At 30.4% G+C, this 24,429-nt stretch carries 23 protein-coding genes, 5 tRNA genes and 2 other annotated features; of the genes, 24 read left to right on the top strand and 4 right to left on the bottom strand.

From position 1 onward, the window contains the following. Window positions 1–9: 9 nt before the first annotated feature. Entirely contained in the window at window positions 10–1,158 is a 1,149-nt protein-coding gene (locus tag ACTNBA_RS11010) for a pyridoxal phosphate-dependent aminotransferase (protein ID WP_441074067.1), read from the top strand. 92 nt (window positions 1,159–1,250) lie between these two features. Here ACTNBA_RS11010 and dapB read toward each other — a convergent pair whose 3' ends face one another. From dapB to ACTNBA_RS10995, 3 genes are read right to left on the bottom strand one after another with little or no spacing between them, the layout of a single operon-like run. Further along, complete coding sequence (dapB, locus tag ACTNBA_RS11005) at window positions 1,251–2,000, bottom strand: 4-hydroxy-tetrahydrodipicolinate reductase (RefSeq protein ID WP_441074065.1); 750 nt, start codon at window positions 1,998–2,000, stop codon at window positions 1,251–1,253. A gap of 12 nt (window positions 2,001–2,012) precedes the next feature. Next, window positions 2,013–2,891 carry a 4-hydroxy-tetrahydrodipicolinate synthase gene (gene dapA / locus ACTNBA_RS11000; protein ID WP_441074064.1) on the bottom strand — a complete coding sequence of 293 codons (879 nt, stop codon included), beginning with the start codon at window positions 2,889–2,891 and terminating at the stop codon, window positions 2,013–2,015. 25 nt (window positions 2,892–2,916) lie between these two features. After that, window positions 2,917–3,918, bottom strand: coding sequence for an aspartate-semialdehyde dehydrogenase (locus ACTNBA_RS10995; protein ID WP_441074062.1), 1,002 nt, complete (start codon window positions 3,916–3,918; stop codon window positions 2,917–2,919). A 1,058-nt stretch (window positions 3,919–4,976) separates the two neighbouring features. On the opposite strand from ACTNBA_RS10995, the gene ACTNBA_RS10990 reads away from it, so the two are divergent. The 15 genes from ACTNBA_RS10990 (at window position 4,977) to ACTNBA_RS10920 (ending at window position 16,311) form a co-directional block, all read left to right on the top strand. Further along, entirely contained in the window at window positions 4,977–5,909 is a 933-nt protein-coding gene (locus ACTNBA_RS10990; RefSeq protein WP_441074061.1) for an ABC transporter permease, read from the top strand. A gap of 11 nt (window positions 5,910–5,920) precedes the next feature. Further along, window positions 5,921–6,841, top strand: coding sequence for an ABC transporter permease (locus ACTNBA_RS10985; protein WP_441074059.1), 921 nt, complete (start codon window positions 5,921–5,923; stop codon window positions 6,839–6,841). Window positions 6,842–6,855: 14 nt separating this feature from the next. Then, the gene (locus ACTNBA_RS10980; protein ID WP_441074058.1) at window positions 6,856–7,878 is read left to right on the top strand and encodes an ABC transporter ATP-binding protein; all 1,023 of its coding nucleotides are present in this window, start codon (window positions 6,856–6,858) and stop codon (window positions 7,876–7,878) included. Window position 7,879: 1 nt separating this feature from the next. Then, window positions 7,880–8,848: an ABC transporter ATP-binding protein gene (locus ACTNBA_RS10975; protein WP_441074057.1), complete on the top strand. Its 969-nt coding sequence runs from the start codon at window positions 7,880–7,882 to the stop codon at window positions 8,846–8,848. A 670-nt stretch (window positions 8,849–9,518) separates the two neighbouring features. Next, entirely contained in the window at window positions 9,519–11,204 is a 1,686-nt protein-coding gene (locus tag ACTNBA_RS10970; protein WP_441074056.1) for a peptide ABC transporter substrate-binding protein, read from the top strand. Between the two features lie 532 nt (window positions 11,205–11,736). After that, the gene (locus tag ACTNBA_RS10965; RefSeq protein ID WP_441074054.1) at window positions 11,737–13,434 is read left to right on the top strand and encodes a peptide ABC transporter substrate-binding protein; all 1,698 of its coding nucleotides are present in this window, start codon (window positions 11,737–11,739) and stop codon (window positions 13,432–13,434) included. 93 nt (window positions 13,435–13,527) lie between these two features. Further along, window positions 13,528–13,653: a hypothetical protein gene (locus ACTNBA_RS10960; protein ID WP_441074053.1), complete on the top strand. Its 126-nt coding sequence runs from the start codon at window positions 13,528–13,530 to the stop codon at window positions 13,651–13,653. Then, window positions 13,646–13,888 carry an alpha/beta-type small acid-soluble spore protein gene (locus ACTNBA_RS10955; protein WP_035135812.1) on the top strand — a complete coding sequence of 81 codons (243 nt, stop codon included), beginning with the start codon at window positions 13,646–13,648 and terminating at the stop codon, window positions 13,886–13,888. Before ACTNBA_RS10960 ends, ACTNBA_RS10955 begins: the two co-directional genes overlap by 8 nt. Before the next feature lie 236 nt (window positions 13,889–14,124). After that, window positions 14,125–14,871, top strand: a complete 747-nt coding sequence (locus tag ACTNBA_RS10950) for a class I SAM-dependent DNA methyltransferase (protein ID WP_441074051.1) — start codon at window positions 14,125–14,127, stop codon at window positions 14,869–14,871. A gap of 4 nt (window positions 14,872–14,875) precedes the next feature. Then, window positions 14,876–15,757, top strand: a complete 882-nt coding sequence (gene hslO, locus ACTNBA_RS10945; RefSeq protein ID WP_441074050.1) for an Hsp33 family molecular chaperone HslO — start codon at window positions 14,876–14,878, stop codon at window positions 15,755–15,757. Window positions 15,758–15,897: 140 nt separating this feature from the next. Next, window positions 15,898–15,973: transfer RNA gene (locus tag ACTNBA_RS10940), tRNA-Val, on the top strand. Window positions 15,974–15,976: 3 nt separating this feature from the next. Then, window positions 15,977–16,053, top strand: a tRNA-Asp gene (locus ACTNBA_RS10935). A gap of 22 nt (window positions 16,054–16,075) precedes the next feature. Further along, window positions 16,076–16,151: transfer RNA gene (locus tag ACTNBA_RS10930), tRNA-Phe, on the top strand. 7 nt (window positions 16,152–16,158) lie between these two features. Beyond that, window positions 16,159–16,233, top strand: a tRNA-Gly gene (locus tag ACTNBA_RS10925). Between the two features lie 4 nt (window positions 16,234–16,237). After that, window positions 16,238–16,311: transfer RNA gene (locus ACTNBA_RS10920), tRNA-Cys, on the top strand. A gap of 122 nt (window positions 16,312–16,433) precedes the next feature. Here ACTNBA_RS10920 and ACTNBA_RS10915 read toward each other — a convergent pair. Then, on the bottom strand, window positions 16,434–17,138 hold the full coding sequence (locus tag ACTNBA_RS10915) for a DUF6873 family GME fold protein (protein ID WP_441074049.1): 705 nt from the start codon (window positions 17,136–17,138) through the stop codon (window positions 16,434–16,436). 442 nt (window positions 17,139–17,580) lie between these two features. Here ACTNBA_RS10915 and ytxC point away from each other — a divergent pair, with 442 nt between their 5' ends. The 8 genes from ytxC to pheS all read left to right on the top strand — a co-directional run bounded on the left by ytxC (window position 17,581) and on the right by pheS (window position 24,428). Continuing rightward, complete coding sequence (gene ytxC / locus ACTNBA_RS10910) at window positions 17,581–18,507, top strand: putative sporulation protein YtxC (RefSeq protein ID WP_441074047.1); 927 nt, start codon at window positions 17,581–17,583, stop codon at window positions 18,505–18,507. A 36-nt stretch (window positions 18,508–18,543) separates the two neighbouring features. Next, window positions 18,544–18,655 (top strand) — a sequence feature (ribosomal protein L20 leader region). Between the two features lie 33 nt (window positions 18,656–18,688). Beyond that, the gene (gene infC / locus ACTNBA_RS10905; RefSeq protein WP_441074045.1) at window positions 18,689–19,216 is read left to right on the top strand and encodes a translation initiation factor IF-3; all 528 of its coding nucleotides are present in this window, start codon (window positions 18,689–18,691) and stop codon (window positions 19,214–19,216) included. Window positions 19,217–19,235: 19 nt separating this feature from the next. After that, the gene (rpmI, locus tag ACTNBA_RS10900; protein ID WP_035135823.1) at window positions 19,236–19,433 is read left to right on the top strand and encodes a 50S ribosomal protein L35; all 198 of its coding nucleotides are present in this window, start codon (window positions 19,236–19,238) and stop codon (window positions 19,431–19,433) included. A 27-nt stretch (window positions 19,434–19,460) separates the two neighbouring features. Further along, window positions 19,461–19,814: a 50S ribosomal protein L20 gene (rplT, locus tag ACTNBA_RS10895; RefSeq protein ID WP_035135825.1), complete on the top strand. Its 354-nt coding sequence runs from the start codon at window positions 19,461–19,463 to the stop codon at window positions 19,812–19,814. Between the two features lie 258 nt (window positions 19,815–20,072). Next, window positions 20,073–21,440 carry a TrkH family potassium uptake protein gene (locus ACTNBA_RS10890; RefSeq protein ID WP_441074044.1) on the top strand — a complete coding sequence of 456 codons (1,368 nt, stop codon included), beginning with the start codon at window positions 20,073–20,075 and terminating at the stop codon, window positions 21,438–21,440. Between the two features lie 14 nt (window positions 21,441–21,454). Continuing rightward, window positions 21,455–22,114 (top strand): potassium channel family protein, encoded by a 660-nt coding sequence (locus ACTNBA_RS10885; protein WP_441074042.1) that lies wholly within the window; start codon window positions 21,455–21,457, stop codon window positions 22,112–22,114. A gap of 12 nt (window positions 22,115–22,126) precedes the next feature. Continuing rightward, the gene (locus tag ACTNBA_RS10880; protein WP_441074041.1) at window positions 22,127–22,918 is read left to right on the top strand and encodes a TrmH family RNA methyltransferase; all 792 of its coding nucleotides are present in this window, start codon (window positions 22,127–22,129) and stop codon (window positions 22,916–22,918) included. A 104-nt stretch (window positions 22,919–23,022) separates the two neighbouring features. Further along, window positions 23,023–23,237 (top strand) — a binding site (T-box leader). 171 nt (window positions 23,238–23,408) lie between these two features. Further along, window positions 23,409–24,428 (top strand): phenylalanine--tRNA ligase subunit alpha, encoded by a 1,020-nt coding sequence (pheS, locus tag ACTNBA_RS10875; protein WP_035134359.1) that lies wholly within the window; start codon window positions 23,409–23,411, stop codon window positions 24,426–24,428. The last annotated feature ends 1 nt before the right edge of the window (window position 24,429 follow it).

Raw genomic sequence — 24,429 nt, 5'->3', positions numbered from 1 at the left:
GTATAAATTATGAGATTGTCAAGTAACATAGACAATATAGAAATATCAGGAATAAGGAAATTTTATAATAAGGTTGCTAAGATAGAAGGTGCTATATCACTAACTCTAGGTGAGCCAGATTTTAAAATACCTGAGGAAATAAAAGAGGCTATGAAAAAGTCCCTTGATGAAGATAGAACTACTTATACACCTAATGCTGGGATAGAAGAGTTAAGAGAAGAAATTTCTAAGTATCTAAAATCTTTAAATATAAGTTTCTCTAGTAAAGAAATATGTGTAACTGTAGGAGGAAGTGAAGGATTATTATCTACTTTTACTGGAATATTAAATCCAGGAGATAAAGTTCTAATACCTTCCATTGCATATCCTGCCTATGAAAATTGTGTTAAGATTCTTGGTGGAGAGGTAATAAATTATAGTATTAAGGAAGATTTATCTATAGATATGGAGCAATTGGAGAGAGTCATAGAGAAAGAATGTCCTAAGGTAATAGTAGTATCTTATCCATCAAATCCTACAGGACAACTTTTGACCAAGGATCAATGTGATAGATTATTTAATATATTAAAAGATAAAGATGTATTAATTGTAAGTGATGAAATTTATAGCTCTATTGTATTTGGAGAATTTAACTCTATATCACAGTATGGAAAGTTAAAAGATAAACTTATACTTATAGGTGGATTTTCAAAAATGTTTTCCATGACAGGAATTAGAATAGGATATGTATGTGCAGCGGAATGGATATTAAATAGCATAATAAAGGTTCATCAATACAATGTGTCATGTGCACCGTCTATTGGTCAATATGGAGCTTTAGAAGGACTTAAGAAGTCTATGTACCATATGGAACATATAAAATCAGAATTAAAGATAAGAAGGGATTATGTCTATGATAGACTAGTTTCTATGGGACTTGAAGTTATAAGACCACAGGGAGCATTTTATATATTTCCGTGTATAAAATCCTTTGGATTTAGTAGTGAAGATTTTTGTGATAAGCTACTTGAGGATACTAAGGTAGCCGTAGTACCAGGAACTGCATTTGGAAAAGGTGGAGAAGGGTATGTTAGAATTTCTTATTGCTACAGCATGGAAGATTTAAAATTATCTTTAGATTTAATGGAACAGTGGTTAAATCAGATAAAGCTTAACTAAGGGTTAAATATAAAAGATAAGTAAATATTAAATAAAAGTGTTATGAAAATATAGATTTCATAACACTTTTTATTTGAACTAAATTTGATTTACTATTTAACTACATCGTCCATAGAATATATGCCTTTGGGTTTGTTATGAACATACTCACAAGCCTTTAAAGCGCCTACAGCGAATACTTCTCTTGAAATAGCTGAGTGTTTAATTTCAATTACTTCACCCATACCAGCAAATATAACTTCATGGTCACCTATAATATTTCCACCACGAATTGCATGAATTCCTATTTCCTTGTGTTCTCTTTTAGAGATTCCTTCTCTACCATAGTTGAAGGTAGTTTCTTCTTCTATAGAGTCCCTTATAGTATTTGCAAGAAGTAGTGCAGTACCACTTGGAGCATCTACCTTTTGATTGTGATGTTTTTCTATTATCTCAATATCAAAATCTGTATATAGTTTATTGCTAATAGATTTTAATAAATTATTTACTATATTAATTCCTATAGACATATTAGCAGAATAGAACACAGGAATTGAATTTTGTAGATTCTTAATATGAACTATTTGTTCTTCCGTATAGCCAGTAGTGCAAAATACTACTGGTAATGAGTGAGCTAAAGCATATTTTGATATAGAGTCTAAACTTGAAGGTCTTGAGAAGTCCAGAATTACATCTACTTCTTCTGTTACTTTATCTATGGAATCATAAATAGAGTAATTAAAATTAGATTCTGTATTCATATCTACTCCAGCCTGAATATTTAATGTTTCAGAAGTAGAAGCTACCTTTGAAATCATATGACCCATTTTTCCGTTACATCCAACTAATAAAATCTTTACCATGTATAGTCTCCTTTATAATAAGTGGTAGTTTTTTAGAGCTTCTTTCAAAGTCACTAAATTATTATCATCCATATCAACTAATGGAAGTCTTAAGTTTCCGACACTTCTACCCATAAGATTTAAGGCAGTTTTTATAGGAATAGGGTTTGTTTCACAGAAACATGCATTAGTTAAAGGGATAGTTTTTAAAAACAACTCTTGAGATGCTTTTATTTCTCCATTAAAGAATAATTCACATATATTATGAACATCTTTAGGTACAATATTTGCAATAACTGATATTATTCCAAGTCCGCCTATAGCAAGAGTTGGTAAAATTTCATTATCGTTTCCAGAATATATATCTAATTTATCTCCACAGAGATATTTTATTTCTGCAATTTGGCTTATATTTCCACTAGCTTCCTTTACAGCAACAATATTATCTAGCTGACAAAGTTCATGGAGAGCCTTTGGTGAAATATTCATGCCAGTTCTAGATGGTACATTATATACTACTATAGGAGTATTAACAGCTTCAGCAATAGTTTTAAAATGAGCAATTAAGCCTTTTGCTGAAGTCTTATTGTAGTAAGGGTTAATTACTAAAAGTCCATCTACACCAACAGACTCAGCGTAGATGCTCATTTTAACAGAAGCCATGGTGTTATTACTACCAGTACCAGCTATAACAGGGATTCTTTTATTAACTGTATCTACAGTGAATTTTATAGTTTCTTTTCTCTCAGTTTCTGTCATAGTAGATGCTTCTCCAGTTGTACCACATACTATGATAGCATCAGTTCCATTTTCAATATGCCATTCTAATAATTCTTTTAATTTAGGAAAGTCTACACCGTCTTTGCTAAATGGAGTTACAATTGCAACACCAGAACCTTTAAAAATACTCATATATACACCTCTTAAATCATTATATTTATTTTATTAAATTTTCTTTTATAAAAACTTCTGCAATTTGTACTGCATTAAGGGCAGCACCTTTTCTAATATTATCAGCTACAACCCATAGGTTAACACCATTATCAACACTAAAATCACGTCTGATTCTTCCAATATAAACGTCATCCTGACCTTCTATATCTACAGGCATAGGATAAATATTATTTTTTATATCATCCATTACAGTAATTCCAGGTAAAGTTTTAAATAAGTTGAAAATATCATCCAGTTCAAAAGTGTTTTCAAATTCTACGTTAATACTTTCGCTATGACCATGGAATACAGGTACCCTTACTGTGGTAGCAGTAACCTTGATTTGATCATTATGAAGAATTTTATGGGTTTCATTTATCATCTTCATTTCTTCCTTTGTATAACCATTATCTAAGAATACATCAATTTGAGGTATTACATTATAGGCTATAGGATATTGAAATTTCTTAGGAGGAACATTAGATACTCCATCCTTTAGATCATTAAACCCTTGAACTCCAGCACCGGATACAGCTTGATAAGTTGAGTATACAACTCTTTTTATTCCATATTTAATATCAAGAGGTTTAAGAGCAACCATTGCTTGAATAGTAGAACAGTTAGGATTAGCAATAATACCATTATGCCATTTAATATCTTCACCATTAACCTCAGGAACTACCAGAGGAACTTTAGGATCCATTCTCCATGCACTACTATTATCTATAACCACGGTATTGTGTTCTGCGAATATAGGAGCAAATTCTAAGCTGACATCTCCACCAGCTGAAAAAAGAGCTAAATCAATTTTTTTGCTAATTATATTTTCTTTCTTAAGTTCTTCTACCAATATATCTTTTCCATTAAAGTGTATAGTAGTTCCAGCAGACCTGGCAGATGAAAAAAGATATAGATTTTCTATGGGGAAATTTCTTTCAACTAAAATATTTATGAATTGTCTTCCCACCATTCCGGTAGCGCCGACTATAGCAACATTGTATTTCAAAAATACCACCTCACTTAACTTATATTTATAATACATTATATAACTTAAGTAGATAAAGTTATATAACTTTATTAAATTTATATATAAAATTTTATTATAGCAGAGATATATACCAAAGATGTCAATGGAAGTAAAAGCATAATACAATGAACGTAGATATTATTAAATCCAGATTGTTAAGGGGAGGATGAAAGTAGGGAAGTGTTAGGTCAATTTAAAGAATAGATAATAAGATTTTAGATATAAAAGAATCATATTAAAAATTCGCAAGATAATATTTTAAATAAAAAGATGCATTTGTTTAAATATGTAAAAATATGAAGGTATATAGAAGATTTAAATATATGAATTTAATATATTATCTAATATTTTGTTGCAATTTGTAATCTTAAGAACAAATTATGTATTAAAATAGTTTGACAACTTACAGAACCCTGTGTTAATATTATAAAAAATGAATTTATTATTATTTTTATTTTCATACTTTTAACAATTATAACTACTAAAATACATAACCACATATTATCTATGAAATATGTATGAATGAGTAAAAAGCTGAGAAATAATTTCTTAGTGTTGTGTTTGAAAAGGCAGTGGCTTTGATATTGTGGCAATTGTCAAAATATTTAAAAGGAACTAACTATTTAAATAAATCATTTTTGCTAATTTCATAATAGCATCTTAAGTGTGTTTTAGTAATGTTAAAGGAATGAAGCCTTACTAGATTTTATTAATAGTGTGGGAGGTGTTAGTAAGGGAAAATAATGCATTACATTTTAAAAGTTGATATGAGACAAAAAAGAATAAAAAGTGCTAAAGTTTTTATAATATCATAATACATAATGTTGCAAATTATAAAACAACGACTTTGTATACGATATCATTAATAAGCTTAGGGGTGTCTTAAATATTTACATTTCATTTATAGGAGTCTATAGGTGAGATGTAATTTCTAATAATGTCTCATTGTGCTTAAGGTAGAAAAAGGTTAATGTTGGGGGAAATGCAGTAGATGGGGATTTTATTGCATATTTTTACTTAAAAATGGAGGGATGACGATGTTTAAATTTACTCTAAAAAGATTTGGATATATGTTATTGACATTATTCATTGCATCATCAATAACATTTATGCTTATCCATGCTATGCCTGGAGATCCACTTGCGGTTGCAGCAAGAAAGCTTCCAGAGCAAATAAAAGCTAACTACTATGCTAAATATGGATTAAATAAGCCACTTTTAACTCAATATGGATTATTCGTTAAGAATGCTGTCAAAGGAGATTTAGGACAATCTCTAGCATCTCCGGGAAGAGATATTACAGAGACTATTATGAAACATGCACCTATTTCAGCACGAATTGGAGGACAAGGTCTTATACTGGGAGTTACAATAGGTATCTTATTAGGTATTGTAGCTGCATTTAAAAGAGGGAAATGGCCAGATTATTTAGTAATGTTCATAGCTATAGTTGGTATATCTGTACCGAGTTTTGTTGTAGCATCACTACTACAATTCTTCTTCACAGTTAAATTAACATGGTTGCCAACAACAGGGTGGGGCGAGTTTAAGCATACTATATTGCCTACCATAGCATTAAGTTTATCTCCTATAGCTACTTATGCAAGATATATGAGAGCTAACTGTTTGGATGTTATTGGACAAGATTATATAATAACAGCTAAGGCTAAAGGGGTTTCTAATGTTAGTTTAGTATTTAAACATGTTATAAGAAATGCTATTTTACCAGCTATTACCCTTCTAGGACCACAAGTTGCTGGTATATTTACAGGTTCTTTCGTAGTTGAAAGCATATTTTCAATACCGGGACTTGGACAATATTTCGTATCAGCAATTACAGATAGAGATTATACTATGATAATGGGACAATCAATATTTGTATCAGCATTATTTATAGTTGCATTATTCTTAGTTGATATAATCTATGGATTAGTTGACCCAAGAATAAGAGTATCAAGCGGAAAGCGTTAGGAGGGATAAGTATGGCAGAATTTTCAAAAGAAAAATTTCAAATTATAGGTTGTGATAACCTAGATTCAGAGGGAATACTTAGACCTAGTATGACCTACTGGCAAGATGCATGGAGAAGACTTAAAAAGAATAAAGTTGCGATGCTTTCGTTGGTGTTATTAGGATTAATTGCATTGATGACAATAATAGGACCTATGATTAGTAAATTTGAATATCAAGCTACAAATAATGATATGCTAAATATGAAACCAAACGCAACATATTGGTTTGGAACAGATAGTTTAGGTAGAGATTTGTTTACAAGAGTTTGGATAGGTGGTAGAATATCTATCGCTATAGGGTTAATTGGAGCTGTTATCGACACTGTTGTAGGAACAATTTATGGTGGTATATCTGGGTATCTTGGTGGAATTGCTGATGATATCATGATGAGAATACTAGAAATTTTAGTTAGTATTCCATACCTAGTATTGGTTATACTTATCAGAGTTATTATGGATGGTGGTAGTATGGTGCCACTTATTATAGCTATGACCATCACAGGATGGTGCTATATGGCTAGACTTGTAAGGGGTCAACTTTTACAAATTAAAGAACAAGAATACGTACTTGCTGCAAAAGCACTGGGAGCAAATGCTTCGAGAGTAATAGCAAAACACTTAGTGCCAAATACTTTAGGTGTTATGATTGTTGCTATAACATTTGATATACCGGCATTTATATTTGCAGAAGCTTTCTTAAGTTTCTTAGGAATAGGTGTTCAATCACCAATGACAAGTTGGGGAGCTCTTGCTGCAGCAGGACAACAGACCATAATGTTCTACGCTTATCAATTAATTTTCCCTGCCTTAGCGATTTCGTTAACAATGTTATCTTTTAATTTATTAGGTGATGGTTTAAGAGACGCACTAGATCCTAAATTACGTCAATAAGGGGGGAATGGCAAATGGAAAGAATTTTAGATATAGAAAATTTACAGGTTTCATTTCATACCTATGCGGGTGAAGTAAAAGCAGTAAGAGGTGTAGATTTTCATCTTGATAAGGGTGAAACTTTAGCTATAGTTGGAGAATCAGGTTGTGGAAAAACAGTTACATCAAAGGCTATAATGAGACTGTTACCAGAACCAATGCCAGCAGAAATTAAAAAAGATTCTAAAATCATTTTTGAGGGTAAAAATATTTTAGATATGAACGAGAAGGAATTAAGAAAATTAAGAGGATCAGATATATCTATGATATTCCAAGATCCTATGACTTCATTAAATCCTACAATGACAGTTGGTAAGCAAATTGCTGAGAGTTTAATAATTCATAGAGGTATGAATAAAGCTGAAGCTATGAAAGAAGCAATAAAAATGCTTGAACTTGTTAATATACCAAATGCTGATAAGAGAGTTCATCAATATCCACATGAATTCTCAGGTGGTATGAGACAAAGAGCTATGATAGCTATAGCTCTTGCATGTAATCCTAAGATACTTATTGCCGACGAGCCAACTACTGCTCTGGATGTTACAATACAAGCTCAAATAATGGATCTTATAGGAGATCTTCAAAAGAAACTAGGAACTGCAGTAATACTTATTACTCACGATCTTGGAGTAGTGGCAGATACTGCTGATAGAATTCAAGTAATGTATGCGGGACAAGTTATCGAAAGAGGTACTGTAGAAGAAATATTTGCAAATCCTCAACACCCTTATACATGGGCATTGCTTCAATCAGTTCCAAGACTTGAGACAAAAAATAAGGATACGCTTTACGCTTTAAATGGTACTCCACCAGACTTAGTTAAACCACCAGTTGGATGTCCTTTTGCTGCAAGATGTGAATATTGTATGCAAATATGTTTAGAGGAGATGCCAGAAGTGACTAATGTAGAGAACGATCACCAAGTGTTGTGTTGGTTAAAACACCCAATGGCACCTAAGGTTGAAGTTCCAGAAGCGTTAAGAAGAGGTGAATAAGATGACTGAATCAAATAAAAAAGAAGTTTTAATTGAAGTAAAGAATCTTAAAAAATATTTCGAAGTTGGTAGGAATGCTACACTTAAGGCGGTAGATGATGTTAGCTTTAACATATTTAAAGGTGAAACCTTAGGTCTTGTTGGAGAATCAGGTTGTGGTAAAACAACTTGTGGAAGAACTGTAATGGGACTTTATGGAGCGACTGGTGGTGAAATATTATTTGATGGAGATGACATTAGTAAATATGATAAAAAGCAGAAAAAAGAATTTACTAGAAGAGCTCAAATAATATTCCAAGACCCTTATGCATCGCTAAACCCAAGAATGACTGTTGGAGATATTATTGGGGAAGGAATAGATATTCATAACCTTCACAAAGGTAATGAAAGACAGGCTAGAATTTATGAATTACTACAATTAGTAGGACTAAATAAAGAGCACGCATCTAGATTCCCTCATGAGTTTTCAGGTGGACAAAGACAGAGAATAGGAATAGCAAGAGCTCTTGCTATAGAACCAGACTTCATAGTTTGTGATGAGCCTATATCTGCTCTAGATGTATCTATTCAAGCGCAAGTTGTTAACTTACTAATAAAATTACAAAATGAATTAGGATTAACATATTTATTCATAGCCCATGACCTATCAATGGTTAAACATATATCTGATAGAGTTGGAGTTATGTATTTAGGAACTATGGTTGAACTTGCTAGTAGTAAAGATTTATATGATAAGCCTTTACATCCATATACTCAAGCGTTATTATCAGCAATTCCAATTCCTGATCCTGATGCAACTAAGAAAAAAGCAAGAATACCTTTAGAAGGAGAAGTGCCAAGTCCAATAAATCCTAAACCTGGTTGTAGATTTGCACCTAGATGTAGATATGCAAAACCTATATGTAGTGAAAAAACTCCTGAGTTTAGAGAAATTGAGCCAAACCACTTTGCTGCATGTCATATATTATAATTTAAATAAAAAAATAAGAGTGCAAAAGCACTCTTATTTTTTTATTTAAAAGCCTAGTCAAATTCTGTTTTTAATCACTGTAATTTCAAACAAAGACTTTATCAGATGACTATCAATTTTATTCAATTATTGAGTTTTATTACCAGGTATATAAATTCCTATATCTTTTAATAATATTATAAAAGGAGTGATATATGGGTGTTTAGTAGTAAAGAACATATTGAATTTAATTGAGTGTTATTTAAAGAAAATACAGAAAAAAGAATTTTACTAAAAAAAGCAATTCATATATCTTCTTTTAATGATTAATTTATGAAAAAAACTACAAATTACGACAAGGGGAAATATGAAACCTTGAAGATAAGGTGTACCAATGGTAATAGAATCAATTGCCATTCGTGAATTTATAATTTTTTGTTGAAATATAGGGAATTTTACGTAAAAAATAAAGAGGATAATTCGTATAATTGAATAAAATTAAAATTACAATGTCTTAAGTAGAAGTGGTGAACATTGACATTGTCGTAAAAAGAGTGTACTATAAATATAAATAAAAGTTATGAGGAAATGTGTAGAAATATGCACAATGAATAACGCAAAGATGAGCCGAGGTTAGAAAGAAAATTTTTAATTTTTGAACTAAACCAAATTATTTTAAGGGGGATTACTTATGAAGAGTAAAAAAATACTAGCATCATTATTAGCATTATCTATGATAACATCAGTGGCATTAGTTGGGTGTGGTAAAGGCGAAGAAAAGGGTGCAGGAACTGCTACTAATGGAGAAGCAGATGCTGAACAATATTTAAATATGCTTTTACAATCTGAACCAAAAACAATTGACCAATCTAAATCAAGTGATTCATATTCTTCTCAAATTCTTGCAAACTGTCAAGAATCTTTAACAAGAATTGTACAAGATGAAAATGGTAAAGATAAAATTGAAAAGGGTATAGCTGAAAGTTGGGAAACTTCAGATGATAAATTAACTTGGACATTCAAATTAAGAGATGCTAAATGGAGTGATGGTAAACCAGTTACTGCAGAACAGTTTGTATATGGAATTACTAGAACTCTAGATCAGAATACTGCATCACCATATGCTTTCCTATTATATCCTATAGCTAACGCTGTAGAATTCAACTCTGGTAAAGCTAAGGCAGAAGACTTAGGTGTTAAAGCTATAGATGAAAAAACTGTTGAGTTTACATTAGCATCACCATGTGCATACTTCCTTGACTTAACATACTTTAAAGTAATGCAACCACAAAGAGAAGATATAGTAAAAGAACACGGTGATAAATATGGTTCAGAAGCTAATAGCATGGTATATTGTGGACCGTTTATGATATCTGAATGGGTACATAATAATAAAGTAGAATTTGTTAAGAATCCTGAATATTGGGATGCTGAAAATGTAAAACTTGATAAAGTTACAATGAAAATAATAAAAGAAGAGTCTGCAAGAATGAATGAGTTACTTAATGGTTCATTAGATATGGCTACAGTAGTTAAACCAGAATGGATAGAAAAATTTGATTCTGCTGGTGAATATGAATCTAAAAAAGGATATGATGGTTCAACTACATATACTTTCTTTAACCTTAAAGATAAATTATTCAGTAATGCTAAGGTAAGAAAAGCGTTTATAGTAGCAGAAGATAGAGAAAATAAAATTAAGACTTTAAGAAAAGGTCTTGGCGAACCTGCTCTAGGATTTGTACCAAAGTCTGTACAAATAGGTGGAGAAGAATATAGAACAAAAGTAAATGAATTGCCAGTTCAAAAATTAATGGATGAAAACACAGATCCAAAAGCATTATTAATAGAAGGTATGAAGGAACTAGGCCTTGGAGAAGATCCATCTAAAATAACTATTAGTTACTTACAATCAGGTACTGATGCGGTAGCTAAAGAATATGCTGAATTCCAACAACAAGTTTATACAAAAAAACTTGGAATTAATGTTAAAGTTGATTTTGTTGAATGGGCACAATTCCAAGAAAGAACTGATAACTTTGATTATCAAGTTGCAGGTATGGCATGGACTGGAGACTATAATGATCCTAACACATATTTAGATTTATGGACATCAACAGCTGGAGTTGTACCAACAGGTTGGTCAAATCCTAAGTATGATGAACTTATAGCTAAAGCAGGAAAAAGTGATGATCCGAATGAAAGAGCTGAACTTTTCAAAGAAGCTGAAAGAATACTATTATATGAAGATGGTGTTGTAAGTCCAGAAGCTTGGAGATTTAAAAATACTTATGTAAGAAAGTATGTTAAAAACTACACTGCTCCATTATTTGGAACGATAGACTTAAAATATACTTATACTACTGGAAGAAAATAATATTATAATGAAATGAGAAAAAGTGAAGCAAATAATGAATGCTTCACTTTTTTTAGATGCTTTGATGTTTTTGTCTATAAAAGTGGGTTTTATAAGGAAATTCTAATTTAATGCAATACAAAGTTAGGGTAAAGAAGTCAATATTATCTAAAATACTATAATATATATATTGTATGTAGTGATTAAATGATAAAATTCGTATTACAAATTTCGAATTTAAATGCAAATAAAACCCGATTAATAGAGAAAAAAGAAGAAAAAAGAAAAATAAACAAATGAAAAAAAGTAAAATAAATTAAGAAATAAATTTTAATTAAAAAAATATTAATATAATTAATCAAAATGAGAAGTTGTATTAATATTTCATAAGATATTTGTACTTATATAAGACAATAAGTCGAATTGAGGTAATCTTATAAATATTCAGATAATAGGTATTGCAATAGTGAAAGTGTTAATATATAATAAATTTAAATCAGATGGATATGACATTATATCTATTATATTGATGATTAATGAAGGGGGATTATTCATGAAAAGCAAAAAAATATTAGCTGCTTTACTAGCTGTATCTATGGTAACTTCTGTTGCTTTAGTAGGTTGCGGTAAAGATGACAAAAAAGATGAGGGCAAAGGTGGAGAGACTGCTGCTTCTGGAGATATGGATAAAGAACAGTATCTTAACTTATTATTGAGGGCTGAACCAAAAACAATTGACCAATCAAAATCAAGTGATATGTATTCATCACAAGTTCTTGCAAACAGCCAAGAGGCATTAACAAGAATTATTCAAGACGAAACTGGAAAAGATAAAATCATAGAAGGTATAGCTGAAAGTTGGACACCTAACGATGATAAATCAGTTTGGACATTTAAATTAAGAGATGCTAAATGGAGTGATGGAAAAGCAATTACTGCAAAAGACTTCGTTTATGGTATCACTAGAACTTTAGATCAAAATACTGCATCACCATATGCATTCCTTTTATATCCAATTAAGAATGCCTCAGAATTTAACGCAGGTAAAGCTAAAGGAGAAGATTTAGGTATTAAGGCTGTAGATGATAAAACAATTGAATTTACATTAAATTCACCATGTCCATACTTCTTAGATTTAACATACTTTAAAGTAATGCAACCACAAAGAGAGGATATAATAAAAGAACATGGCGATAAATATGGCTCTGAAGCAAATACAATGGTATATAGTGGACCATTCATAATCTCTGAATGGGTACACAATAATAAGATTGAATTTACTAAAAATCCAGAATATTGGGATGCTGAAAATGTAAAACTTGAAAAAGCTACAATGAAAATCATTAAAGAAGAATCTGCTCAAATGAATGAATTACTTAATGGTTCATTAGATATGGCAGGAGTTTCTAAACCAGAATGGATAGAAAAGTTTGATGCAACTGGTGAGTATGAGGCTAAAAAAGGATATGATGGTTCTACTACTTATACTTTCTTCAACCATAAAGATAAGTTATTTAGTAATGCTAAGGTAAGAAAAGCATTTATGGTAGCTGAAGATAGAGAAAATAAAATTAAAACTTTAAGAAAAGGTCTTGGAGAGCCAGCTATGTCTTTCGTACCTCCTAAAGTACAAATAGGCGGAGAAGATTATAGAGATAAAGTAGGTGATACTCCAGTTAAGGATCTTCTAGATGAAAATCCAGATCCAAAGGCTTTATTAATTGAAGGAATGAAAGAATTAGGACTTGGAGATGATCCATCTAAAATAACTATTAACTACTTAGAATCAGGTACTTCAGCTGAAAATAAGGTATGGGCTGAATTCCAACAACGTGTTTATGAAGATAAACTTGGTGTAAAAGTAAAAGTTGATTATGTTGAGTGGGCACAATTCCAAGAAAGAACTGATAACTTTGATTATCAAGTAGCAGCTATGGCATGGGGCGGTGACTACAATGACCCTAACACATTCCTTGATTTCTGGGTAACTGGAGCTAACGTTGTAATGACAGGATGGTCAAATCCTAAATACGATAAGCTTATAGCTGATGCAGCAAAAACTGTAGATCCAGCAGAAAGAACCGAATTATTTAAACAAGCAGAAAGAATTTTATTATATGAAGATGCTGTTATAAGTCCAGAATCTTGGAGATTTAAAAACACTTATGTAAGAAAGTATGTTAAGACTTACAGTGCTCCATTATTTGGAACAGTTGATTTAAAATACACCTACACTTCAGGTAGAAAATAATATAAAATATTATTATAATGTTTGATACTCCTTAAAGTATTTAGAAATACTTTAAGGAGTATTTTATTAGTTAGTGTAAATTTAAAACTACTTATGATGGGAGTAAGAAAAACTATAGAATTTATAAAGGATATGAATAAAAAAAAGTCTATGGTAGAAAATATAGTTATTACATTAAAACTATATTTTAATAACGCGGAGGTGGAAGCTTGTGGGTAAGACTCCTATAAAAAAAGTGATAAAATCTAAATTGAAAGCTAATAAAGAATTAACTCCACAGGAGGCTTTAAGAGAGCAAATAAAATATGATATAGTAGAAGAATTAGGTTTGGCTGATAAAGTAAATGAATTTGGATGGAGTAGTTTAACTGCAGAAGAAACGGGAAGAATTGGAGGTATGATGACCAAAAAGAAGAAGGGTCTAAATATTCCTAAGAATGATGAGTTTTTTTAGTTTTATATAATATGTTAATGATAATCAAGCTTAACTAAGACTTTGTTAGAATAATTAAGATAAATTATATTAATTTAATGAAGAGATTTAATAATAGCTTAATATATGAATAATATATATATGTGAATAAACATATGGATATGAGATTTGTTACATAGTCATTGAAGATTTCTTAGACAAAATAAAAAAAGTAATGTAAAATAAATAGGTGATTATATAGAAAAGATGGTGAACCTATGGACTGTTATAATGATTTTGCTGATATATATGATGAACTTATTAATGAAGATATCAATTATAGAGGTTGGGCAGAAAAAATTATTGAGATTTGCAAGGAATATAAAGTTGGAAGAAGAGAATATTTAGATTTAGCTTGTGGTACAGGGAATTTTACCAAGTTAATTGGGAAAAACTTTATATTTACAACGGCTATAGATTTATCAGAGTATATGTTATCTATTGCTGATGAAAAATTAAAGGCAGAGGGAATTAAAGCTAAGGTCATGTGCCAAGATATATGTACCTTTAATCTTAAAAAGCAGTTTGATCTGATAACTTGTGGATTGGATTCTACTAATTATATAATTGAGGATGAAAAACTTCAATTATATTTTATGTCAGTTAATAAACACTTAAAGAATGATGGTATTTTTATTTTTGACATTAATACAGAGTACAAAATAAAAAATATATTAGGAAATAATAGCTTTAACTATGACAGAGAAGATGTGGTATATATTTGGGAAAATCAATTACAAGAGGATATTGTTGATATGTACTTAACCTTTTTTGTTAAAGAAGGACAAGTGTATCATAGATTTGATGAACATCACAGAGAGAGAGCCTATAGTGAGAGTAAAATAGAAAAGTTTATAAAAGAATCAAACCTTGTCATAGAAAAAAAACTTAATTGCTATGAAGAAGTTGCCATAGGCAAGAATACAGAAAGAATAACCTATGTTTTGAGTAAGAAAGGATGTTAGAGTAATGAAAGATAAATTAATTAGAGCCACTGCAAAGGATGGCCAAGTAAGAATAATTGCAGCTATTACTACTGAATTAGTGAATGAAGCAACTAAAACTCATGAATGTATGCCAACAGCTTCAGCAGCATTAGGGAGAATGTTAACTGGTGGGGTTTTAATGGGTGCTATGCTAAAAAATGATACTGATAGTTTAACTATTCAAATAGATGGTGGTGGAGAGGCGAAAGGCGTTACTGTTACTGCCCATCATGATGGAAGTGTTAAAGGATATATAGGAAACCCAAAAGTGGATTTACCTTTAAATGAAAAAGGTAAATTAGAAGTTGGTGGTGCTATAGGTAAAAATGGATATCTAAAAGTAATTAAGGATATGGGGCTTAAAGAACCTTATATAGGGCAGGTGCCTATATATACAGGAGAAGTAGGCGATGATATAGCATATTACTTTACGGTATCTGAGCAAACACCATCTGCTGTTGCTTTAGGAGTATTGGTAGATACAGATTTATCTATAAAAGCTGCTGGGGGGTTTATTATACAAATGATGCCAGGTGCATCAGAATTCTTAGCAGATATTATAACTTATAGATTGGAAGAAGTTCCATCAGTAACGGCTATGATAGAGAAAGGAATGACTATAGAAGAAATATTAGAATTTATATTTGAAGATATGGATTTGAAAATATATGATGCTTTAGTACCAGCGTATAAATGCGACTGTTCAAGAGAAAGAGTTGAAAGAGTGCTGATTAGTATTGGTAAAGATGATTTACAAGAGATATATGATGAGGGCAAGACAGAAGAGATATTGTGCCATTTCTGTAATAAAACCTATGATTTTAAACCAGAAGATATTAAAAAAATATTAGAAGCTATTAACTAATTTCTATAATAAATTCTAAAAACCATATTGACAATAAACTAAAAATTTAATATAATAGTCTTTGTTAAGACTTGGAAAATTTATTGTTTTTTAAGCTTAGCAAAGATTATTTTAATAGTGGTGTCACAAATTTAAATTTTGGTCGCATAGCTCAGCTGGGAGAGCACCTGCCTTACAAGCAGGGGGTCACAGGTTCGATCCCTGTTGCGACCACCATATGGCCCAGTGGCTCAGTTGGTTAGAGTGCCGGCCTGTCACGCCGGAGGTCGAGGGTTCGAGTCCCTTCTGGGTCGCCAATAAATTCTAAAATTTGTGTCTGGCTCGATAGCTCAGTCGGTAGAGCAGAGGACTGAAAATCCTCGTGTCGCTGGTTCGATTCCTGCTCGAGCCACCATTATTACGCGGGAGTGGCTCAGTGGTAGAGCGTCACCTTGCCAAGGTGAACGTCGCGAGTTCGAATCTCGTCTTCCGCTCCAATATGGCGCTATAGCCAAGTGGTAAGGCAGAGGCCTGCAAAGCCTTTATCCCCAGTTCAAATCTGGGTGGCGCCTCCAAAAAAGCAAGTAATTTATTTACTTGCTTTTTTATTTTGTACATAATATAAATGTGCTTCTTATAGAGGTATTTAAATTAAATATTAAAAATTCATACTGTAGTATTCTGTATAGATGAGCTACTAAATATCTAAAAAGTATATACTACCTCTATCAATTAGTTGAGAGTTGACTAAAGAAATAGGGGTTATGCCATGCTTATCTAAAAATCTTTTTATTAAATTCCCATGAGGATATAAATCTAAATCTCCATAAAAAACTATAGTTTTAGAATCTATCATACCGCAAGTTCCTCCAATAAAGCCGTAATTCAAATGAGGTAAAAGAATGTCCCCTGGTGGAATTAATAGTACATCATATCCATAGTTATTTAATTCTTTGTAAATACATATATCAGAAGTTATGAAGGCCTTATTAGATAATACTACAGTAGAGCATTTAGTATAACCTTGATTAACATTTATTAAAGTCTTAGGATGAATGTTTTCTAATAAAGTTTTATCAGTATACCTTATATTATGCATAAAAAAATCAGGAGTGTTTACAGCATTAAGAATAATATCATTAGGATATTTATCAGTTAAAGTGCTAGTACTTCTTAATACTGTTAGATTTAAAGATTTTAGAGTTTCTTCAAAGATAGAAGAAGTATATTTATGAATGATAATATTACTATTGTCTATGAAATGCATAAGAATATCAGGATGACCACATATAGCCGGATATAATGAATTGCAAGGTTCGCAAAGGATAACTTTACAATTTAAATTTTCTAAAGCAAATATTTCCTCAAAAGAAATTCTAAAGTCTACAAAAGCGTATTTCAAAAATGTCACCACCTTAAGGTTGCTTGTTATTAATAATTAACATTTTAATATATACTTAACCATACTATCAAAATCACAGATTCTCCTAAAACCCGCATAGATAGAACAAATAGTTAAATAGTTAAATAGTTAAATAGAGAAATAGTTAAATAGATATATAGATATATAGATGTATAGATATATATTTAAAAAGTTACGGATATAAACATTCATATCCATATTTTTATAGAAAGATTTATTTACGGAGTAGTTGTCTAAAAAAATAGAGCCTTTATTTAATTTAAGCAATATATTAATTTAAAAATAATATATCATATATGCTATAAAATTTGTAGAATAAATTGGATTTAATAAATTGTATATAGTAAAAAATAAAAACACATAATATATTAAAGTAAAGTTCTGTATCTATAAAATTCTTAACATGAAGTGGGGTGATTGAATGCTACTGTTGACCATTGTAAATAATAGTTATAAGGATTATGTATTAAATCAAGTTAAGAGTATGAGTGAGTATTTGAGAGAGAAAAAGAAAAGTATAAATTTAAAAATTGAAAATGATGAATTAGATGAATGTATACATATATATTGGGAAGATGGTGATTACACTGAGGCTGAAGTTAAGAAATTATTTAACTATTATACAGCTAATATTTTATATGGTGTAATTATTAATGAATTTTTAGAAAAAAGGGTTAATAAACATCTGAATGAAACGTATAATTTTCTTAACTATAACGATATAAGTATTGTAAAAAAGGATATATATAAAATTTTAAAAGAAGAAGTACCTATAGATGATACTGTGATATATTATATGAATAAGAAAAATAGTATTTTAGATAGAATTATTAATTGTATAGAAGAAGGTAACGTATTAAATATTAAAGGGTTTATGGACTTTAGATCCAAGGAATTAATGCCACAGATATATACGATAATAGAAAAAGTGGTAGAAAGTTATATGATAGAAAAAGAGTATAATGAATTTATTAGTCTTTTAAAGTATTTTGTTGAGATACAAGAAAGTAAGGCTGAAAAGGTAGATTTGTATATTGGAAAAAGAGGAGATTCATATATACTCAGAGATGAATTTGGAAATAATATTATGGAAACCCTTTTGAATGAAATTTGCGAAAATAAAAATATAGTAGACGTTAGTCAAGATGATTTAGTTATAAGTGGACTAATAACTATGTGCCCGAAAAAAATAGTAATACATTCTGCTAATAGATGTAAAAATAAGGAGCTAATTAATACTCTAGAGAAAGTTTTTGAGAATAGAATTTATCATTGCAGTGGTTGTAATGAATGTTTAATGTTTAAAGAAATTATAGAAATGCCTATTGACAATAATATAAAGGTGTAGTAAGATTAACTATGTTAGTGAAAAAGTAAATAACTAATTAACAAGTAGAAACTGCCGTTTCTCACCTTACAGTACTGCTAGTAAGGTAAAATTTTGGTTTACAATGATTGTAATAACAGGACGGCGTTTGCTGTCCTTTTTATTTTATATAAGATAAAAATATGTGGTTTAAAAGCCGGAGGTGAATGTTATCAGTAAAAATAAAGATTTCATGATGAATGAAGAGATAAGAGACAAAGAAGTTAGAGTTATTAACTCAGACGGGGAAGCACTAGGAGTAATTTCTACAAAAGAAGCATTAGAAATTGCATTACAAAAGGAATTAGATTTAGTTGTAGTATCTCCAAATGCAAAACCTATGGTATGCAAAATCATGGATTTTGGTAAGTTTGTTTATGAGCAACAAAAGAAGGAAAAAGAAGCTAAAAAGAAACAAAAAATCACTACTCTTAAAGAGATTAGACTAAGTGCTAGCATAGAAGAGCACGATATTGAGATAAAAGCTAATAATGCTAGAAAGTTCTTATTAGATGAAGACAAAGTTAAAGTTACTGTGAGATTTAGAGGAAGAGAAATTGAAAACTCACAAGTAGGACACAAGATATTAAACCTTTTTGTAGAAAAATTAGGCGATGTTTATGTTATTGAAAAGCCAGCTAGACAAGAAGGAAGAAATATGATAATGATATTAGCTCCAAAAAGAGCATAACCGAGAGGAGGACTTTACAATGCCAAAAATGAAAACACATAGAGGTGCAGCAAAGAGATTTAAAAAGACAGGAACAGGTAAGTTAAAAAGATCTAAAGCTTTTAGACGCCATATATTAACTAAAAAGAGCAGAAAGACTAAGAGAAATCTTAGAAAAACAGGATATGTTTCAACTACTCAAGAAAAAATAATGAAGAAATTACTACCATACTTATAGTAGGAAGTTATCTAGGAGGTAAATATAATGGCAAGAGTAAAAAGAGCGATGAATAGTCGTAAAAAACATAAAAAAGTATTAAAACTTGCAAAAGGATACTACGGTGGAAAAAGCAAGTTATTTAAAACAGCTAATGAATCAGTAATAAGAGCATTAAGAAATGCTTATGTTGGAAGAAAATTAAAGAAAAGAGATTTCAGAAAACTATGGATAGCTAGAATAAATGCAGCTGCTAGAATGAATGATCTTTCTTATTCAAAATTCATGAATGGAATGAAGCTTGCTGGAGTTGAAATAAACAGAAAAATGCTTTCTGAAATAGCAATCAACGATCCAAAAGCATTTGCTGAATTAGTAGAAGTTGCTAAGAAGCATTTATAAGATTAATTAAATATAAAAAATAAAAGCCAGAGGATGACTATGTCATGTCTCTGGATTTTGTTAGACTAAATTTTAATGTACATAATTATTTATTATTTTTATATAAGAAATAAAGATAATAGATGTAGGGATATATATAGTATAGAAATGTAGCCATGGCTACATTTTTATACTATATATATTTTAATAAGGAAATGGGGAAACTATATATAAATATATAATCGTGATAAATTTTTTTAAAAGTTTGAGGTGTTATCTATGCAGTTAAGATTAAGGGATATTCTAAGGCGTAAAAACTTTACTCCCGTTCAAATAATAGCTATGGGATTTGCAACTATAATATTTACAGGTGCCCTATTATTAAGCTTACCTATTGCTACTATAAAAGGTGTAGGAACTCCATTTATTGATTGTATTTTTACATCAACTTCTGCAGTTTGTGTTACAGGATTAGTTACTGTAGATACTGGTACTTATTGGAGCTATTTTGGAAAAACAGTAATACTTATTTTGATACAAATTGGTGGTCTTGGATTTATGTCTTTTGCTACACTTTTATCATTAATTATTGGTAAAAAAATAACTCTTAAAGAAAGATTAATTATAAGGGAATCATTAAATTCAACATCTCTTCAGGGAATAGTAAAATTAGCTAGATATATATTAGTATTTACTTTTTCAATAGAATTTATAGGAGCTTTACTGCTTTCCTTTGAATTTATACCTGAGTTTGGAATTATTAAAGGTATATATTATAGTATATTTCATGCAGTTTCTGCATTTTGTAATGCTGGATTTGATCTCATGGGGAATTATAGTAGTTTAACTGCCTATAGTGATAATGCTTTGATAATACTTACTATATCTTCTTTAATAGTAATTGGTGGGCTAGGTTTCTATGCATGGAATGATATATTTAATTATAAACGTACAAAAAGATTAACACTACAGACTAAACTAGTAATAGCTGTGAGTGCAGGATTAATTTTATTTGGATTTATAATGTTTCTTGTATTTGAACTTTCTAATCCAGATACTTTAAAGCCTATGGGGATTAAAGAAAAAGTGCTGTCAGCATTCTTTGCATCGGTTTCACCAAGAACAGCAGGATTTAATTCTATAGATTTGACAAAGATGACTATGGCATCTACATTTTTAACCATAATGTTGATGTTTATTGGTGGTTCACCAGGATCAACGGCTGGGGGAATAAAAACTTCTACAGCTGGTGTGCTTTTTATGACAATACTATCAGTTATAAATGGAAGAGAAGATACAGAGTTATTTAAAAGAAAAATAAATAAAGAAACTGTATATAAGGCTTTAGCAGTAGTAGTAATAGCACTGGCGTTAGTGTTCACTACAACCATATTATTATCTATTACAGAAAGAGCATCGGGTGCTCCTTTTGAACATTATTTATATGAAGCTACTTCAGCCTTTGGAACTGTTGGGTTAACATTAGGATTAACTCAAGAACTTACCACTATAGGCAAGGGTATAGTAGCTCTAACTATGTATGCAGGTAGGGTTGGGCCACTTACATTAGTTGTAGCAATTTCTATAAGAAAAAGTAAAAGAGGAAATTCTATTAAGTATCCAGAAGATAAAATCTTAGTTGGATAAAGGGGGATATATTAATGAGTAAAAAACAATTTATAGTTATTGGGTTAGGTAGATTTGGAACTTCAGTAGCAGAGACTTTATATGCACTTGGTAATGATGTATTAGCTGTAGATATAGATGAAGAAGCAGTTCAAAACATTGCAGAGAGAGTAACTCATGCTGTTCAAGTAGATGCTAATGATGAAGTTAGTCTAAGAGCCCTTGGAATTGGTAACTTTGATGTAGCTATAATTAGTATTGGTTCTGATATTCAAGCTAATATTCTATCTACTCTTTTAGTTAAAGAAATGAATGTTAAGCATATTATAACTAAGGCTAATAATGCTATGCATGCAAAGGTTTTATATAAAATAGGTGCTAATAGAGTTATATTCCCAGAGAGAGATATGGGAATTAGAGTTGCTCATAACCTTTGTTCTTCTAACATACTTGATTATATAGAATTATCACCAGACTTTAGCATTGCAGAAATTGTTACCCCAAAGGAATGGGAAGGTCACTCTCTAAAAGACTTAGATTTAAGAGTAAGATACAGTGTAAATGTGGTAGCTATTAAAAGAGATGATAACATAGAGGTATCTCCATCTGCAGATGAGGTTATACAGGAAGGCGATATAATAGTAGCCATAGGAGGAACTGCTGAGCTAAACGGAATTGAAAGTTTAGTTAGATAAGGAGATTTATAAGTGCAGGTTATAAAAAGTAAGGATAATAATACATTAAAAGAAATTAAAAAATTAAAAGAAAAAAAATATAGAGTTGAAAATAAGAAGTTTATTGTAGAAGGATTTAGATTTCTAGAAGAAGGTTTTAAATCAGATTTTATTATAGATAAACTTTTTATAAAGGAAAGCTCAGTTGATAAATTTAAAGAAAAATTTTCTTTTTATATTAATAAATATGAAGAAAAATTATTTATTATAAATGACAGTCTATTTAAAAATATTTCAGGTACAGAAAATTCTCAAGGAGTTTTAGCTGTACTTCAAATGAAAGAGGAAAATTTCAATAAAGAAGAAGGATTGTATATTTTAGCTGATAAGGTACAAGATCCAGGCAACCTAGGAACTATAATAAGAACAGCTCATAGTGCTGGTTGTAGGGGCGTTATTTTAAGTAAAGATACAGTAGACTTATATAATGAAAAAACCTTAAGAGCTACTATGGGTTCCATATTTAATATTCCTATAATCCATGATGAAGATTTAGATTTCACAAAAAGATTAATTAGTGAAGGATATAATTTAGTATGCAGTTCCCTTGATACAGAAAAAAACTTTTATGAAGTTAATCTAGTAGATAATGCAATAATAGCTGTAGGTAATGAAGGTAATGGTATTAGTGATGAAGTTATGAATTTAGCTACCTGTAAGGTTAAAATTCCTATGCTAGGAAATACAGAATCCTTAAATGTTGCTATAGCTGCATCTATTATGATATATGAAGGTGTAAGACAAAAGTTAAATAAAAAGTATTAATACTTGAAATTTTTATATATTATATGTATAATGTTTCTATCAAGTTAAGATTTAAATGTTTTTTAAGTAAAATAGTATCCAAACTAGTTTAATAAAAATAAAATATTTATACAATGACGAAGAGAGTAGATATATATTTTTATATAAGGGAGGAAGAGCCAAAGACTGAAAGCTGTTCTTATAGGATTATATCGAAGTTCACTTCTGAGTACTAATTATGAAGTAATAGTAGTAATTAGCGGCTATGGTCGATAGATTTACTAAGAGGAGTTTTAATAAAACTCAATTAGGGTGGTACCGCGGATTTTCCGTCCCTTTTTAGGGACGGTTTTTTTATGTCTATAAAGCAAAAACTTAATTTCAGAAACTATTATTTATACATGAAATTAAGTAGAAATTTTATTAATTATGAAGTGAAAATTTTTTCCTAAAGAAAGTTTTAATCCATAATTTTAAATGAACTCATGAATTTTAGAAAGGAGCTTAGAATATGAAAGAACAATTAGAACAAATTAAAAAAATTGCCCTAGAACAACTAAGTCAAGTAACAGATAAAGCTGAACTTGAAAATATTAGAGTAAAGTATTTAGGGAAAAAAGGAGAGCTTACTGCAATCTTAAGAGGTATGGGAAAACTATCAGCAGAAGAAAGACCGGTGGTAGGTAAAATTGCTAATGAAGTAAGAGAAGAAATAGAAAGTGCCATTGATACAAAGGTAGTAGCTATTAGAAGTGCAGAAAAGACTGAAAAGTTAAATAGTGAAGTAATTGACATTTCTATGCCAGGAAAGAAACAAACTATGGGGAAAAAACATCCATTAAGTTTAACTCTTGATCAAGTAAATGATATATTTTTATCTATGGGTTTTTCTATAGAAGAAGGACCAGAAGTAGAGTTTGATCATTACAATTTTGAAGCTTTAAATATACCTAAGGATCATCCAGCGAGAGGAGAACAAGATACTTTCTATATAAATGATAATATAGTATTAAGAACTCAGACATCTCCAATCCAGATAAGAACTATGGAAAATCAAAAGCCACCAATAAAGATGATTGCACCAGGAAAGGTATATCGTTCAGATGCTGTAGATGCAACTCACTCACCAATATTCTATCAAATTGAGGGATTAGTAGTGGCAGAAAATATTACCTTTGGAGATTTAAAGGGAACACTAGAAATGTTTATCCAAAAAATGTTTGGAGATGACATGAAGGTTAAATTTAGACCACACCACTTCCCGTTTACAGAACCATCAGCAGAGATGGATGCAACTTGCTTTGTATGTGGAGGTAAGGGATGTAAAGTTTGTAAAGGTAGTGGATGGATAGAAATTGTAGGCTGTGGTATGGTGCATCCACAAGTACTTAGAAATTGCGGAATTGATCCAGAAAAATATAGCGGTTTTGCTTTCGGATTTGGATTAGATAGAATTGTAATGTTAAAATACGGCATTGAAGATATTAGATTATTATATGAAAGTGATATGAGATTTTTAAATCAGTTTTAAT

The sequence above is a fragment of the Clostridium sulfidigenes genome, from assembly GCF_052067195.1.
Classification (GTDB): Bacteria; Bacillota; Clostridia; order Clostridiales; family Clostridiaceae; genus Clostridium_J; species Clostridium_J sulfidigenes.
The sequence above is the reverse complement of the archived record's forward strand: the minus strand, read 5'-3'. Positions and strand labels throughout refer to the sequence as shown.